Origin of the sequence: Chryseobacterium sp. MMS23-Vi53 (genome assembly GCF_047651245.1) — a bacterium.
Classification (GTDB): Bacteria; Bacteroidota; Bacteroidia; order Flavobacteriales; family Weeksellaceae; genus Chryseobacterium.
Map to the genome: position 1 here is coordinate 1,776,417 of NZ_CP180265.1, position 15,998 is coordinate 1,792,414.

Here is a 15,998-nt window from a genome sequence, read left to right on the forward strand (position 1 = left end):
CTGTTTAAACTTTTTAAAAATAACAAAAGTCACAATCTTTTTTAACACAATAGTCACATTAGATTTAAACTGATATTCTTCTTATGAAGATCATATAAGTTTTTGAAAATCTTTTGATTTTTATCTAAAGTGACCCTCATCATTAGTTTTTTAATTAAAGCTAACAGGGAGTCAATTGTTTAAAATTTAGGCTAAAAAGTTTAAACAACATTAAAAAATAAACTTCTTATGTTAAAACAATTTATAGAAAGACCGGTACTTTCAACGGTCATATCCATAATACTTTTATTATTGGGGGCATTGTCCCTCTTTAATTTACCAATCGCCCTCTTTCCGGATATTGCGCCACCGAGCGTTCAGGTGACGGCTTTCTATCCGGGTGCGAATGCGGAAGTTGTAGCCCGTTCGGTTGCAACCCCAATCGAAGAAGCGGTGAATGGTGTGGAAAACATGACTTACATGACTTCCAACTCAAGTAATGACGGTACTATGACGCTGAGCGTATTTTTCAAGCAGGGATCTGATCCTGATAATGCTGCCGTAAACGTTCAGAACCGTGTATCGAAAGCGATGAGCCAGCTTCCGCAGGAGGTTGTGCAGGCGGGAATTTCGACGCAGAAAGTTCAGAACAGTATGATTATGTTCATGGGATTAACAAGTGATGATCCTAAGCAATACGACGAACTTTTCTTACAAAACTATTTGAAGATCAACATCATTCCACAGATCCAGCGTATTCCAGGGGTTGCTCAGGCGCAGGTTTTCGGAACGAGAGATTATTCAATGAGACTTTGGCTGAAACCAGACAGATTAGCAGCTAACAACCTTTCTCCACAGGAAGTTTTAAGTGCCGTAAAAGATCATAACTTGGAGGCAGCTCCGGGACGTTTGGGACAAGGAAGTAAGGAAACTTACGAATATATTTTAAAGTATAAAGGTAAATTAAATAAAAACGAAGACTACGAAAATATTGCCATTAAAGCCAATAGCGACGGTTCTTTCTTAAGACTGAAAGACGTGGCTAGAGTAGAATTCGGCTCGTATACTTATACAGCAGCCAACAGAGTAGACGGCAAACCGGTTTCTGGTTTCGCGATTATGCAGACCGCAGGATCTAATGCCAACGAAATCTTAACTGAGATTGAAAAACAGGTAGATCAATTTAAAACTACCCTTCCAAAAGGAGTTGAACCCATCATCATGTATAATTCCAAAGACTTTTTGGATGCTTCAATTCATCAGGTTGTTGAGACATTAGTCATTGCATTTATTCTGGTATTTATTGTAGTATATATTTTCCTTCAGGATTTCAGATCTACATTAATTCCTGCTATCGCAGTTCCAGTTGCTATTATTGGTACGTTCTTCTTCTTACAATTATTTGGCTTCAGTATCAACATGCTAACATTGTTCGCTTTGGTACTTGCTATTGGTATTGTTGTGGATGACGCAATCGTTGTAGTAGAAGCCGTTCACTCCAAAATGGAACATACGGGAATGCCTGTAGAACACGCAACAATGAGTTCAATGAGCGAAATTTCCGGTGCAATTATTTCCATTACATTGGTGATGTGCGCTGTGTTTATTCCGGTAGGTTTCATGCAAGGTCCTGCGGGAGTTTTCTACAGACAGTTTGCCTTCACATTGGCAATTGCAATTATGATTTCTGCGATTAATGCATTAACATTAAGTCCGGCTTTATGTGCAATGTTCTTAAATGATCCTCAGGGTGAACACGGAGAACATGGTAAAAAAACTGGTTTTGGGGCAAGATTTTTCAATGCTTTCAATGCAAGTTTTAATAACATGACTAAAAAATATATCTACAGTCTTAAATTTTTAATTAAAAATAAATGGGTTGCAGTCGGAGGATTAGTATTAATTACAGCTGCAAGTGTTTTCTTAATTAAAAAAGCACCGTCAGGATTTATTCCTACAGAAGATCAAGGATTTATTTTGTATGCAGTGAACACTCCTCCGGGAAGTTCATTAGATAGAACACACAGAGCAACTGAGCAAATTGATAAAATCATTAACGGTGAAAAAGCTAAAAATCACCTGTGGGTTGCTGATGGTTTGAACTTCATTAGTAACGCAAACGCTTCACCGTATTCTGCAGGCTTCATTAAATTAAAAGATCATGATCAACGTGGTGAAATCACCGATCCGGATCAAATTGCAGCAGGATTGACAGGTAAAGTTTCACAAGTAAAAGATGCAAGCGCATTCTTCTTCAACTTCCCGACAGTTCAGGGATTTGGTAACGTTTCCGGGTTTGAATTTATGCTTCAGGATAAAACAAACGGTTCTTTGGAGAATTTAGGAACAACAACTCAAGCCTTCATTGGGGAATTGATGAAACGTCCGGAAATTGCATTTGCTTTCACAACATATGCAGCCGGAAACCCACAATTTACAATTGAAGTCGATAATGACAAAGCCAATCAGCTTGGAGTTTCCATCACAGAATTGATGCAGACGATGCAGATTTATTACGGAAGTAGCTTCGTTTCAGATTTCAACAGGTTCGGGAAATATTATAGAGTAATGGCTCAAGCGGATATTCCTTACAGAACTGACGCGAATTCTTTGGAAGGAATTTATGTTAAAAATAAATCAGGCGAAATGGTTCCTGTAAAAACATTAGTAACATTAAAAAGAGCTTTCGGTCCTGAAACAGTGACAAGAAATAACCTATTCAACGCCGTTACGATCAATGGAACACCAAAACCTGGTTACAGTACCGGAGACGCAATTAAAGCGGTTGAAGAAGTTGCAGAAAAATCATTACCGAGAGGTTTCGGATACGAATGGACGGGGATTACTCGTGAAGAGATCAAAACAAGCGGACAGACAGCATTTATTTTTGGTTTAAGTATTTTGTTTGTATACTTCTTGTTGGCGGCTCAGTATGAAAGTTATATCCTTCCGTTTGCAGTTATTTTAACGATTCCAACAGGTATTTTCGGGGTGTTTGCTTTCACAGGATTGGCAGGAATTGATAATAATATTTACGTTCAGGTTGGATTAATCATGCTCGTCGGATTACTAGCGAAAAACGCGATTCTGATTGTAGAATTTGCCGTACAAAGAAGAAATGCGGGGAGATCATTATTGGAATCTGCGCTTCAGGCTTCAAGATTACGTTTGAGACCGATCTTAATGACATCATTTGCGTTTATTGTCGGTATGCTACCGCTTGTATTTACGCAGGGAGCTTCTGCAAAAGGAAACCACTCCATCGGATTCAGTACTGTTGGCGGAATGTTGACAGGAGTTGTATTTGGAATTTTCATTATTCCGGTAATGTTTGTGATCTTCCAATATTTACATGAAAAAATGCCAAGCAGAAGAAAGAAAAGACTTCAAAGACAAAAATTAGAAGAAGAACTTTTAGCTGCGGCTCATTAATAAAAAATGAATTACAAACTTTGAGAGATTTTATTTAACCACAAAAGTCACAAAAGACTTTACACTTAAGTTATTTGAAGTTTAAAGATTTGAAAATAAAAAGAACACTTAAGTTTTTTCAAATCAAAGATTTAAAATAATCATCTGTGAAAATCCGTGAAATCTGTGGTCAAAACAAAAAATAGAGAAGCAAACTATTCAAACTATATCATATAAAAAGCAAAGCATTTCTCCTACTAAAGACAACTTTGCCCAAACAAAACCTCTCAAAGTTTTGTATTCAATTAAAAATTAAATTATGAAAAGAGTAAAAAATATAATCATCGCTTTCGGAATCGCTATAGGTTCGGTTTCCTGTGTGCCCAAACTGGCATTAAGTGAACCTGAAGTTGATCTTCCCGAAACGTTTAAATATACTGCAACAGCTGATACAGCAAGCGTTGCAAACTTGGAATGGAAACAATTTTTCAGCGATCCGATGTTACAAACATTGATTGAAAAAGGAATTAAAAACAACTACGATTTACAAATTGCTTTAAAACAAGTTGCTTCATCACAGGAAAAACTAAAACAAGCAAAATATCTTCAATATCCTGATGTTGGTTTTGGAGTGACTGCACAGATTTCAAAGCCTTCAAAAAACAGTATGAACGGACAAAGCTTGAACCTGTTTTTAGGAAAAAGCTATGTAGAAGATTACAATGCAGCGTTTAATTTGTCTTGGGAAGCCGATATTTGGGGTAAAATTAAAAATCAGCAGGAAGTTTCAAAAATGCAGTATCTGCAGACTTATGAAGCGACAAAAGCGATTCAGACACAAGTTGTTGCAGCGATTGCTCAAGGGTATTACAACTTATTGATGCTTGACAAACAATTGCAGATCGCCAACTCCAATTTAGAATTAAGCACAAACACTCTTTCTTTAACAGAAAAATTATGGAAAAGCGGTGACACAACATCTTTGGGAGTGCAGCAGGCGACGGCTCAAAAGCAATCAACAGAATTGTTGATCACTCAATTAGAACAAAATATTGCCATTCAGGAAAATGCATTGAGTATTTTGATTGGGGAAAACCCAGGCAAAATCACCAGAACCATTGAAATGTCTGAAACATCTTTACCACAGGATATTTCCGCAGGACTTCCAGCAGCGATGGTGAGCCGTCGTCCGGATGTTCGTCAACAGGAATTGGTTTTATTGGAATCAAATTCAGTGGTGGGAATTGCTCAGGCAAACATGTATCCTTCATTGAAAATCACGGCAAACGGAGGAGTAAATTCATTTAAAATTGATAACTGGTTTCAGATTCCGGCTTCGTTGTTCGGATCTGTTTTAGGAGGTTTGACTCAACCTATCTTCCAGAAAAGACAATTGAAAACGGATCTTAATGTTGCTAAAATTCAAAGAGAGAAAAACGTTTTGGCTTTCCGTCAATCTGTTTTGAATGCTGTGGGTGAAGTTTCTGATGCTTTGGTTTCTAACGAAAGTTTAAAAGTTCAGGAACAAAAAGCAACCGAACAGGTAGCAACCTTAAAAGACGGAATTAAAAGTGCCGAAATGCTTTACAAAGGCGGAATGGCAAACTATTTAGAAGTAATAACAGCTCAGGGAAATTCTCTACAGGCTGAGCTTAATTTGGCGTCCGTAAAAAGACAGAGATTAAGCAGTATTGTAGACTTGTACCGAGCGTTAGGAGGCGGTTGGAAGTAGTAAATTAAAATTATATTGTTAATGGAATGCGGTCTTTCGGGATCGCATTTTTTTTGTTTTTGAATTAAATCTTTAAACGATGCTTTTACGTTCTGTCATTCTGAATGAAACAAAATGGAGTGAAGAATCTATAGTTATTTGTGGAGATTCTTCCTTCGTCAGAATGACAAAAATGCTACAAAAAATTATCCACAAAGTTTGTCATTCAGAGCGAAACGCAGTGTAGCGTGGAATCTAAGCAATATTTATAAAATTTTAAAATTATTGTTGAGATTCCTACGGAATGACAAAGTGTGCGTTACATTTATTTTTGAAACTGTTCATTAATATACCCAATCAACCCATCAAAATCATCCTGCGAATAACCCAATTGCAAATAATGAATATCATCCGCTTTTCGATACCAGGTTAATTGACGTTTTGCATATCTTCGGCTGTTTTTCTTAATTTCAGAGACAGCAAAATCCAAATCCCATTCACCGTCAAAATATTTGAATAACTCGGCATAGCCGACCGTATTCAAAGCCGTCAAATGTTTAAAGTTTTCTAAACCTTTAGCTTCCTCCAACAAACCCTTCTCCATCATCATATCCACTCTCCTATTGATTCGGTCGTACAACTCTTCTCTCGGCGCTTCAATTCCAATTCGAATGGTTTTAAAATCTCTTGAATCTTGGGAAACAGCAATTAATTCAGAATATTTTTTATTTGTCTGCCAAATCACATCAATCGCCCGCAAAAGCCTTCTGTGATTGTGAAAATCTACCACCGCAAAATATTCGGGGTCGAGCTCTTTTAAAATTTCCTGAAGTTTATTAATTCCTTCATTTTCGAAAATTTCATTTAATTTTTTCTGATTATCTTCATCAGCTTCCGGTAAGTCATTTAAACCTTCAATTACCGCTTTTTCATACATCATACTTCCACCAACCAAAATAACGGTATCATGATTTTCAAAAAGTTCATTGAGTTTTTTTAAAGCATCTTCTTCATATTGCCCAATGGAATAATATTCTTCAACCGAAAGATTTCCGATAAAATGATGAGGTGCTTCAGACAATTCTTCTTCAGAAGGCGAAGCTGTTCCAATTTTCATTTCATTAAAAAACTGGCGAGAATCGCAGGAAATAATTTCCGTATTGAAATATTTAGCCAAATCTATCGCCAATCTCGTTTTTCCAATTCCGGTAGGGCCTACAACAGAAATTAAGTTTTTCTTTTTCACAGCGCTAATTTACGAAAAATTGATTTTTTTGTTTTTAGCGCAAAAGAGACAAAAGAAAATCTTGCAAACATTTAGTTTTTCAAAAGCTCAAAAAAGCAGTATTAAACTTTTTTTAACTTTTGAGTATCTAAAAAAACAATGAAAATCTTTTGTCTCTTTTACGGTAAAAACGGAATTTAGTTAATACATAGACTTAAATGTTTATCTTTGTACGACAATAAAAAACTATGATTTTATCAATGACAGGCTTTGGTAGAGCCGAAGACGTTTTTGAAGGAAAAAAAATTACTATAGATATTAAATCATTGAACAGCAAGAGCTTTGATTTGAATATCAAAATTCCTTTGAGATACAAAGAAAAAGAATTTGAAGTAAGAAAAATTCTTAACGATAGACTCATCCGTGGAAAAGTAGACTGCTACATCAATATAGAGAATCTTGAGGAAACGAACGATGTAAAAATTAATAAAAGTTTAATTGATTCTTACATCAATGAATTGCGAAACATCGCTTCTGACGGTCCCGATTTCGAATATTTGAAAATGGCAGTAAGACTTCCGGATGCAATTACTTCAAGACCGGACGAATTGTCGGAAGGTGAATGGGAAGCTTTGGCGAAAATCGTAAATGCTGCGGTTGATCGTTTCAAAGAATTCAGAAAAACGGAAGGTAAAATTTTACACGAAGAACTGGAAAGAAATATTCAGAATATTGATAAATATCTAGGTGAGGTTATTCCTTTTGAAGAAGAAAGAATTGTTGCAGTAAAAGAGCGTTACCAGAAATCTTTAAAAGAATTTGAAAACGTTGATGAAACTCGTTTTTATCAGGAAATGGCATACTTCACAGAGAAATTGGATATTTCTGAGGAAAAAGTAAGACTTGCACAACATTTAAAATATTACAAAGAAGTAATGGATAATGAAGATTTCAATGGAAAAAAACTTGGGTTTATTTCTCAGGAAATCGGTCGTGAAATCAATACTTTAGGTTCAAAAGCCAACCACGCAGAAATCCAGAAGCTGGTCGTAATGATGAAGGATGATTTGGAAAAAATTAAAGAACAGACGTTAAACGTTTTGTAAAAGTTATAAGTTATTAATGATGAGTTATGAGTTGTCTTTTTTGCGCGATTTTAATAACTCATAATTTATAACTCATAATTCATAACTAAAAAAAATGAATAAAGTTATCATATTTTCAGCGCCGTCTGGAAGCGGAAAAACGACGTTAGTAAAGCATTCTTTGGAAGTTTTTAATGAATTGCAGTTCTCTATTTCGTGTACAACGAGACAGCCGAGGGGAAGTGAAGTTCATGCTGTAGATTATCATTTTTTAACACCTGATGAATTCAGACAGAAAATCTCGGAAGATGCTTTTGTAGAATTTGAAGAGGTTTATACGGATAAGTATTACGGAACGTTGAAATCTGAAGTAGAAAAAATCTGGAACCAGGGAAAGGTTGTAATTTTTGATGTTGATGTAAAAGGCGGAATTTCCTTAAAAAAATATTTCGGAGAACAGGCTTTATCAATTTTCATAGAACCACCTTCCATCGAAGAATTGGAACGGAGATTGATTTCAAGAAACACAGATGATGCAGAAACCATCAAAACGCGCGTAGCAAAGGCAGAAGAAGAAATGTCTTACGCGAATGAATTTGATAAAATCGTGATTAATTCCGATTTAGATATTGCAAAAGAAGAAATAGAAAGTTTAATAAAAAATTTTATTGGGAGTTAAAAGGGATGGAAGCTGGATGATTGAAGTTTGAGGTCTAATAAATAACGTCAAATTTCTAATTTCTAATTTCTAACTTCTAATTTCTAATTCTAAAACATTGAGGTTAATATGAGTACCGAAACATTAGAAAAAGCTAAATCTGCGATTCCTGTAAGAGGATTTTTGGATATTAAAGATTTGGTAATTCCTCAAGGAGAAGAGCTTGTAAAGGCAATTCTTAAATTGAAAGAAGAAAAAAATGCGGTTATTTTAGCGCATTATTACCAACCTGGAGAAATTCAGGATATTGCCGATTTTCTGGGAGATTCCCTGCAATTGGCGAGACAGGCAAAAGATACGAATGCCGACATGATTGTTTTCTGCGGAGTACATTTCATGGCAGAAGCAGCGAAAATTCTGAACCCGACAAAAAAAGTTGTTCTTCCTGATACAATGGCGGGATGCTCTTTGGCAGATGGTTGTTCAGGCGAAGGTTTGAGAAAAATGCGTGAGAAACATCCGAACGCTTTGGTTGCAACGTACATTAACTGTAATGCAGAAACTAAAGCAGAAAGTGACATCATCGTAACAAGCTCAAATGCTGAAACTGTGATCGAAGCTTTACCAAAAGACAGACCGATTATTTTCGCGCCAGATAAAAACTTGGGAAGATATCTTTCTCAAAAAACAGGTCGTGATATGATTCTTTGGGACGGAAGCTGTGTTGTTCATGAAGCATTTTCAATGGAGAGAATTGCGAAACAATTGGCAGATAATCCGGATGCAAAATTAATCGCACACCCAGAAAGTGAAGAATCTGTTTTGAAATTGGCTCATTTTATCGGTTCGACTTCCGCATTATTGGATTATGTTCAAAAAGATGATTGTCAGAGATTTATTATTGCAACGGAAGAAGGGATTTTGCACGAAATGAAAAAACGTGCACCTCACAAAGAATTGATTCCGGCTTTGGTTTTTGATGAAAGCTGCAATTGTTCAGAATGTTTCTACATGAAGCGTAACACCATGGAAAAGTTATATTTATGTATGAAATATGAACTTCCTGAGATTCTTATCGATGAAGATTTAAGATTGAGAGCATTAAAGCCCATCGAGGCAATGCTTGATCTTTCAAAAAGTATAAAATAAACCAAAAGCACTGTTTTCGCAGTGCTTTTTCTTTTTCAGATTTTTTCTAAAATTTTGTGGTTTCAAAATAATTTGTACATTTGTCCCAGCAATAATGAATTTTTTAAGAAACATATCTGATATTTCTACCCCGAATTTCTCGATTTCGGAAGGAAATTTTGTTTCTATCATTGCTACAACAACTACGACTACCCCATAACGGGGTAAATTTTCACATATCATTCACAATCGTGTACTCTTTTTTCTGAAGAGTAAAATTTCATTTTTTCATAACTTAAAATAAAACATAATGAAAGTTTTAAAATTTGGCGGAACTTCTGTCGCCAATGCTCAAAATATATTACAGGTCGAAGATATTATAAAGAAAGAATCTCTGAAAAATAGAATTGTTGTCGTAGTTTCAGCACTTCATGGTGTAACAGATCAGTTGATAAAAGCCGCGGAATTAGCTTCTCAAAATGATGAAAATTATCTACAAATTATTAAAAACCTTGAAGAAAAACATTTGAATTTGGTTAAAGAATTAATCCCGATTTTGGACCAAAGTTCATGGTTGAGTTTTGTAAAAAAACATTTTAACGATATTGAAGATCTCTGCAATGGAATTTTCGTTTTGGGAGAATTTACGGATAGAATTAAAGACAAAATCACCTCTTACGGCGAATTTCTTTCATCAAATATAATTGCAGCAAGATTAAAATTCGAAGGACTTGATGTCATTTGGATGAACTCCTCTGAAAGCATTAGAACCAATAGCAACTATACCAACGCAAAAGTAAATTTTGAAGCCACAGAAAACAAATTAAAGGAATTTTTAAGTAAAAAGGAAAATCAAATTATTCTTGCTCCAGGATTTATTGCTAAAGATGAAAAAGGTAATTCAACAACATTAGGGCGGGGAGGTTCAGATTACACGGCTTCAATTATTGCTTCTGCCATCAATGCCGATGAACTTCAGATTTGGACAGACGTAAGCGGAATGATGACTTCCGACCCTCGCTTGGTTTCCAACGCAAAACCTATTGCAGAAATTTCATACGCTGAAGCAATGGAGCTTTCTCATTTTGGAGCAAAAGTTTTATATCCTCCTACCATTCAGCCTGTAATGGCGAAAAATATTAATCTAAGAATTAAAAATACTTTTAAACCAGAAGCATTCGGAACATTAGTTTCTCATCAATTGGAAAAAAACAACTTTGAAGATCAACAGATTGCAGTCGGAATTTCGAATATGAGCAACATCGCCTTATTGACTTTAGAAGGAAGCGGAATGATTGGAATTCCGGGAATTTCAGCAAAATTATTTCAATGTTTAAGCAATGAAAAGGTAAATGTTATTCTCATTACACAAAGTTCTTCCGAACATTCTATTACTGTTGCTATTCATGAAAATGATGTTTTTAATGCAAAAAATGCTATTAACTCCGCTTTTGAGGATGATTTAAAACTAAAAAGAATCGAACCCGTAAAAATTGAAACCAATCTTGCCATTGTCGCTTTGGTCGGTGAAAATATGAAAAGTAGAAGTGGCGTAAGTGCAAAAATGTTTGGCTGTTTAGGCAATAACGGCATCAATATTCGAGCGATTGCGCAAGGTTCTTCGGAGAAAAATATAAGCATTGTTATTTCAGAAAAGGACATCAAAAAAGCTGTCAATGTTTTGCATGAAGAATTTTTCGAATCCGAAATAAAACAGGTTCATCTTTATATCTGCGGAACAGGAAATGTGGGAATGAAATTAATTCAGCAAATCTACGATCAGAACGAATATCTTAAAGAAAATCTTTTAATTAATTTAAGAATTGTAGGACTTTCCAATAGTCGTAAAATGATTTTCTCAGAAACAGGAATTTCAGAAAATGAATTTGCAGATTTTAATCAAAATGGAGAAGACGCTTCCGTGGAAAAATTTGTTCAGGAAATTATTTCCCGAAATTTAAGAAACACAATTTTTGTGGATGTGACCGCAAATTCTGATATTCCAAAAATTTATGAACAATTATTGAAAAAGAGTGTAAATATTGTCGCTTGTAATAAAATTGCAGCTTCTTCAGATTTTGAAAACTATAAAAACCTAAAAAATATTGCCCGAAATCACAGCTGCAATTTTTTCTTTGAAACCAATGTCGGAGCCGGCCTTCCTATCATCGGAACAATTAATGATTTGATAAGAAGTGGAGACAAGATCACTTCAATTCAAGCGGTTTTGAGTGGAACTTTAAATTTTGTTTTTAATAATTATGATGGAAGCCAACCGTTTTCAGAAATTGTTTCTCAGGCACAAAAAGAAGGGTACACAGAACCAGATCCGAGATTGGATTTAGCAGGAACAGATGTTGCCCGAAAAATTTTAATTCTGGCAAGAGAAGCAGGCTATTCCTTAGAGTTTAATGAAATTGAAAATGAGAGTTTTCTTCCTGAAGAATGTATGAAAGGTAGTGTTGAAGATTTTTATAATTCAATGTTGAAATATGAAAGTCATTTTAAAAATTTACTGGAAAAAGCTAAAAATGTAGGAAAAATTTTAAAATATGTCGCTGAATTTAAAGATGGAAAAGCTAAAGTTGGATTACAGCATATTGCACCTGAAAGTGACCTTTTTCATTTGTATGGGAAAGATAATATTGTGATTTTTAAAACATCAAGATATTCTGAACAGCCTTTGGTGGTAAAAGGTGCTGGAGCCGGTGCAGAAGTGACTGCAAGTGGAGTTTTCGCTGATATTGTTCGTTCTGTTTAAAATTTTAATTATGAAAAAAGTAAAATTACAAGTTCCCGCAACGGTTGCCAATTTGGTTTGCGGATTCGATATTTTGGGAATGGCAATCCATGAACCGTTTGACGAAATGGAATTAAAATTATTGGAAACTCCACAAATTATCATCAAGCATAAAGACAATTTCGGATTGCCGGAAGAACCATCAAATAACGTTGCCGGCGTTGTTTTATTGAAAATTCAGGAACATTTAAATTTGAAAAATGGTTTTGAAGTTACCATTAATAAAAAGATCAAACCGGGAAGCGGATTGGGTTCCAGCGCAGCAAGTGCCGCCGGAGCCGCCGTTGGAGCTAATGAATTATTAGGAAATATTTTCACCAAAGAAGAATTGGTTTATTTTGCAATGTTTGGGGAAGAATTGGCTTCCGGGGTAAAGCATGCGGACAATATTGCACCTTGTATTTTCGGTGGTATAACTTTAGTTAAATCTTCAAATCCGATTGATATTATTCCCTTAAATACTCCTGACTTATTTGTGACGGCTGTTCATCCGCAGGTCGAAGTAAAAACTTCCGATGCAAGACAGATTTTAAAGAAAAATATTCTTTTAAAAGATGCAATAGAACAATGGGGGAATATTGCAGGATTGGTTGCCGGAATTCAAAAAAATGATTTTGGGTTGATTGGAAGAAGTTTAAATGATGTTATTGTAGAGCCTGTAAGAAGTATTTTGATCCCGAAATTTAATGAAATCAAAGAAAAAAGTTTGCAATTAGGAGCTTTGGGTGGAGGGATTTCAGGTTCTGGTCCATCGATTTTTATGCTTTCAGAAAAAGAAGAAATTTCAAACAAAATTGCAGAAATGATGAAATCTGTTTATGATGAAATTTACATTGAAAGTTTTGTCTATGTTTCAAAAATAAATCCGTCGGGAATTAAAATTATTAAAGATTAAAAATTTAATCAAAATGAAGTATTATAATTTAAAAGATAAAGAAGAAGTTGTTGATTTTAAAACAGCTACTATAAAAGGACAAGGCAAAGAAAAAGGTCTATTTTTCCCTGAAAATATTCCGCAATTTGATCCAGAATTTATTAAAAATTTACAACAATATTCCAATGAAGAAATTGCTTTTCAATGCATGAAAGATTTTGTAAGTGATGAAATTCCGTCAGATGTTTTAAAACAAATTGTTTCTGAAACAGTCAACTTTGAAATTCCTTTGAAAAAAATTAATGAAAATATTTATTCCTTAGAACTTTTTCATGGACCAACTTTGGCTTTTAAAGATGTTGGCGCAAGATTTATGAGTCGTTGTCTTTCTTATTTTTTGAAAGATGAAAATAAAAAAGTAACGGTTTTGGTCGCCACTTCCGGAGATACAGGAGGAGCAGTTGCCAATGGATTTTATAAAATGGAAAATATTGATGTTGTTATTCTTTATCCTAAAAACAGAGTAAGTGAAGTTCAGGAAAAGCAGTTGACCGCACTTGGCGAAAATATTTTCGCTCTAGAAGTTGACGGCAGTTTCGATGACTGTCAAAGTTTGGTAAAACAAGCTTTTTCTGATGACGAAATAAATTCAACATTATTTCTGACTTCGGCGAATTCCATTAACATAGCAAGATGGCTTCCTCAGCAGATTTATTATTTATTAGCTTTAAAACAATGGCAGAAACTGGAAAAAGGAAATCCTGTCATTTGTGTTCCCAGTGGGAATTTTGGAAATATCTGCGCAGGAATTTTAGCACATTTCAGAGGACTTTCCGCTGAACATTTTATTGCTGCCTGTAACGAAAATGATGTTGTTACTCGATATTTAAACACACAAAAATTAGAATCAAAAGAAACAATTCCGACGCTTTCCAATGCGATGGACGTTGGAAATCCGAGCAATTTTGTGAGAATTTTAGAACTTTTTGAAAATCATTTTGAAGATTTAAAAAGTAAAATTTCCGGTTATTCTATCAATGACAAGAAAACTTTACAGACCATCAAAGAAGTTTATGAAAAATATAATTATCTGCTTGAACCTCACAGCGCGGTTGCTTACACAGCGATGGAACACTATTTGAAAGAAAATCCGGGTAAAAAAGGGTTTATTTTAGGAACAGCTCATCCTGTAAAATTTCCTGATGCTGTGGAAAAGGCAACTCAAATTACAATTGAGCTTCCCAAAGCTTTAGAAAATTTAATGAAAAATGAGAAAAAAAGTACTGAAATACAGCCTGATTTTGAAGAATTAAAACGATTTTTGCTTAATAAAAATTAGAAAAATATGAGCAAGATTTATCTTGAAGACGTAAAAATATATGCTTATCACGGGGTTTTACCTGAAGAAAATATTATCGGAACATATTATATTCTGAACGTAGAACTTCATACCGATTTATGGAAAGCTGCGGAATCTGATGATTTGAATGATACAATAAGTTATGCAGATATCAATGAAATCATCCACAGTGAAATGAAAATTAAATCTAAATTACTGGAGCATGTTGCCGGAAGAATCATTTTCAGGATTCATGAAAAATTTTCGCAAATTGATTATATTAAATTAAAAATAACCAAAACTGCTCCACCAATGAAAGGCGAAATGAAGGGCGCAAGTATTGAATTGGAAAAAAGCTTTAAACCTGAAAATTAAAATAGTATTATTTTAGTTTGATTAAAAATTTACACAATTGAAATCCATTAAAATATTATTTCTATTGATTTGTGCCAACATTTTTGGTCAAAACAACGTTGAAAATCAAGTCCCAAACTATAATTTTCCAAAGATAAAATCGAGCATTACAATGCCTGTCACGATCCCGCTCTCGGAGATCAGCAATATGATTAATGCTTCGGTAAAAGAGCTTATTTATCAGGACGATTCCTACACGGATAACAACAACGATCAGTTTAAGGTAAAAGTCTGGAAAACGCGACCAATACGGCTTGTAGGAGGAACCAATCAAAATTTACTGATTGAAGTTCCTTTGAAAATCTGGGCAGAAAAAGGCATCGGAACATTGGGTGTTTACACCTATCAAAACACGACTTTTGAAACGGTAATGTCGTTCAATACCTCCTTAAATTTTCAAAATAACTGGACCATCACGACCAGCACGAAACCCAATGGTTTCAGATGGGTTACAAAACCTGTTTTGGATTATGGAAGAATTAAAATTCCGATTACTTCTCTGGTCGAAAAAAGCTTGGTTGAACAACAGCAAAAATTCTGTAAAACCATCGATCAACAGATGGCTACTCAACTGAATTTCCAGCAATATGCGGTGATGGCATGGAATGTTTTTTCAAATCCATTCAATATATCAGAAGAGTATAACACTTGGCTGAAAGTGACACCGATGAGTGTAAATATTACTCCATTGAAATTCTATGGAAATCAAATTGATACCAATCTAGGAATTGATGTTTTTTCAGAAACTTTTACAGGAAGCAAACCAGCTTCTTCACCAATGATAAAATCGGCTGCGAATTTCAATTTTATTCCGACATTGGGCAATCAGTTTTTATTGCAGACAACTGCAAATGTTCCGTTTACAGAAGCAACAAACATTGCAAAAAATATGTTTCTGAATAAAGAATATGATGTAAGAGGTTCATCTATAAAAATCACAGATATAAAAGTCTATGGTGTGGACGATAAAGTAATGATAGAAGCAGAAACGGAAGGTTATGTTAATGGCAAAGCTTTCATTTCGGGAATTCCTGTTTATGATGAAACAAAAAAGAAAATTGTTCTATCAAATACGAAATTTAATTTAAAAACCTCCAACTTCTTACAAAAGACCGCCACTCTCCTATTCAAAGGGAAAATTGTAAAGATGATTGAGGAAGAATACGGAATTCCTACACAAGATCTTGAAAATACATCGAGAAAAAGCATTGAAGAAGCCTTTAATAAAGAATATTATAAAGGGTTAAAAATGAACGGAAAAGTCTTTAATTTAAAACCAAGCAAAATTCTTTTAAATCCTTATGGAATAACGGCTGTTATTGATACAAATGCGACTTTAAAGCTTGTTTTGAACGGGATGTAATCTTAAAAACT

11 protein-coding genes are annotated in these 15,998 nt (G+C 34.6%); 10 read left to right on the forward strand and 1 reads right to left on the reverse strand.

Annotated features, from left to right (window positions below):
* The first annotated feature begins 228 nt into the window (after nt 1-228).
* A complete protein-coding gene (locus tag ACKX2A_RS07920; protein WP_415328832.1) occupies nt 229-3,411 on the forward strand; it encodes an efflux RND transporter permease subunit in 3,183 nt (1,060 codons plus the stop codon).
* A 298-nt stretch (nt 3,412-3,709) separates the two neighbouring features.
* A complete protein-coding gene (locus ACKX2A_RS07925; protein ID WP_415328833.1) occupies nt 3,710-5,122 on the forward strand; it encodes an efflux transporter outer membrane subunit in 1,413 nt (470 codons plus the stop codon).
* A 304-nt stretch (nt 5,123-5,426) separates the two neighbouring features.
* Here ACKX2A_RS07925 and miaA read toward each other — a convergent pair whose 3' ends face one another.
* Nucleotides 5,427-6,347 carry a tRNA (adenosine(37)-N6)-dimethylallyltransferase MiaA gene (miaA, locus tag ACKX2A_RS07930; protein ID WP_415328834.1) on the reverse strand — a complete coding sequence of 307 codons (921 nt, stop codon included), beginning with the start codon at nt 6,345-6,347 and terminating at the stop codon, nt 5,427-5,429.
* A gap of 227 nt (nt 6,348-6,574) precedes the next feature.
* Here miaA and ACKX2A_RS07935 point away from each other — a divergent pair, with 227 nt between their 5' ends.
* The 8 genes from ACKX2A_RS07935 to ACKX2A_RS07970 all read left to right on the forward strand — a co-directional run bounded on the left by ACKX2A_RS07935 (nt 6,575) and on the right by ACKX2A_RS07970 (nt 15,987).
* On the forward strand, nt 6,575-7,432 hold the full coding sequence (locus ACKX2A_RS07935; protein WP_415328835.1) for a YicC family protein: 858 nt from the start codon (nt 6,575-6,577) through the stop codon (nt 7,430-7,432).
* Between the two features lie 94 nt (nt 7,433-7,526).
* A complete protein-coding gene (gmk, locus tag ACKX2A_RS07940) occupies nt 7,527-8,090 on the forward strand; it encodes a guanylate kinase (RefSeq protein ID WP_415328836.1) in 564 nt (187 codons plus the stop codon).
* A 108-nt stretch (nt 8,091-8,198) separates the two neighbouring features.
* On the forward strand, nt 8,199-9,218 hold the full coding sequence (gene nadA / locus ACKX2A_RS07945; protein ID WP_415328837.1) for a quinolinate synthase NadA: 1,020 nt from the start codon (nt 8,199-8,201) through the stop codon (nt 9,216-9,218).
* 289 nt (nt 9,219-9,507) lie between these two features.
* Nucleotides 9,508-11,958, forward strand: coding sequence for a bifunctional aspartate kinase/homoserine dehydrogenase I (gene thrA / locus ACKX2A_RS07950; protein WP_415328838.1), 2,451 nt, complete (start codon nt 9,508-9,510; stop codon nt 11,956-11,958).
* Nucleotides 11,959-11,968: 10 nt separating this feature from the next.
* Nucleotides 11,969-12,892 (forward strand): homoserine kinase, encoded by a 924-nt coding sequence (locus tag ACKX2A_RS07955; RefSeq protein WP_415328839.1) that lies wholly within the window; start codon nt 11,969-11,971, stop codon nt 12,890-12,892.
* A gap of 13 nt (nt 12,893-12,905) precedes the next feature.
* Nucleotides 12,906-14,210 carry a threonine synthase gene (gene thrC, locus ACKX2A_RS07960; protein ID WP_415328840.1) on the forward strand — a complete coding sequence of 435 codons (1,305 nt, stop codon included), beginning with the start codon at nt 12,906-12,908 and terminating at the stop codon, nt 14,208-14,210.
* A gap of 6 nt (nt 14,211-14,216) precedes the next feature.
* The gene (gene folB, locus ACKX2A_RS07965; RefSeq protein WP_415328841.1) at nt 14,217-14,585 is read left to right on the forward strand and encodes a dihydroneopterin aldolase; all 369 of its coding nucleotides are present in this window, start codon (nt 14,217-14,219) and stop codon (nt 14,583-14,585) included.
* Nucleotides 14,586-14,736: 151 nt separating this feature from the next.
* Nucleotides 14,737-15,987 (forward strand): DUF4403 family protein, encoded by a 1,251-nt coding sequence (locus ACKX2A_RS07970; RefSeq protein ID WP_415328842.1) that lies wholly within the window; start codon nt 14,737-14,739, stop codon nt 15,985-15,987.
* Nucleotides 15,988-15,998 lie beyond the last annotated feature (11 nt).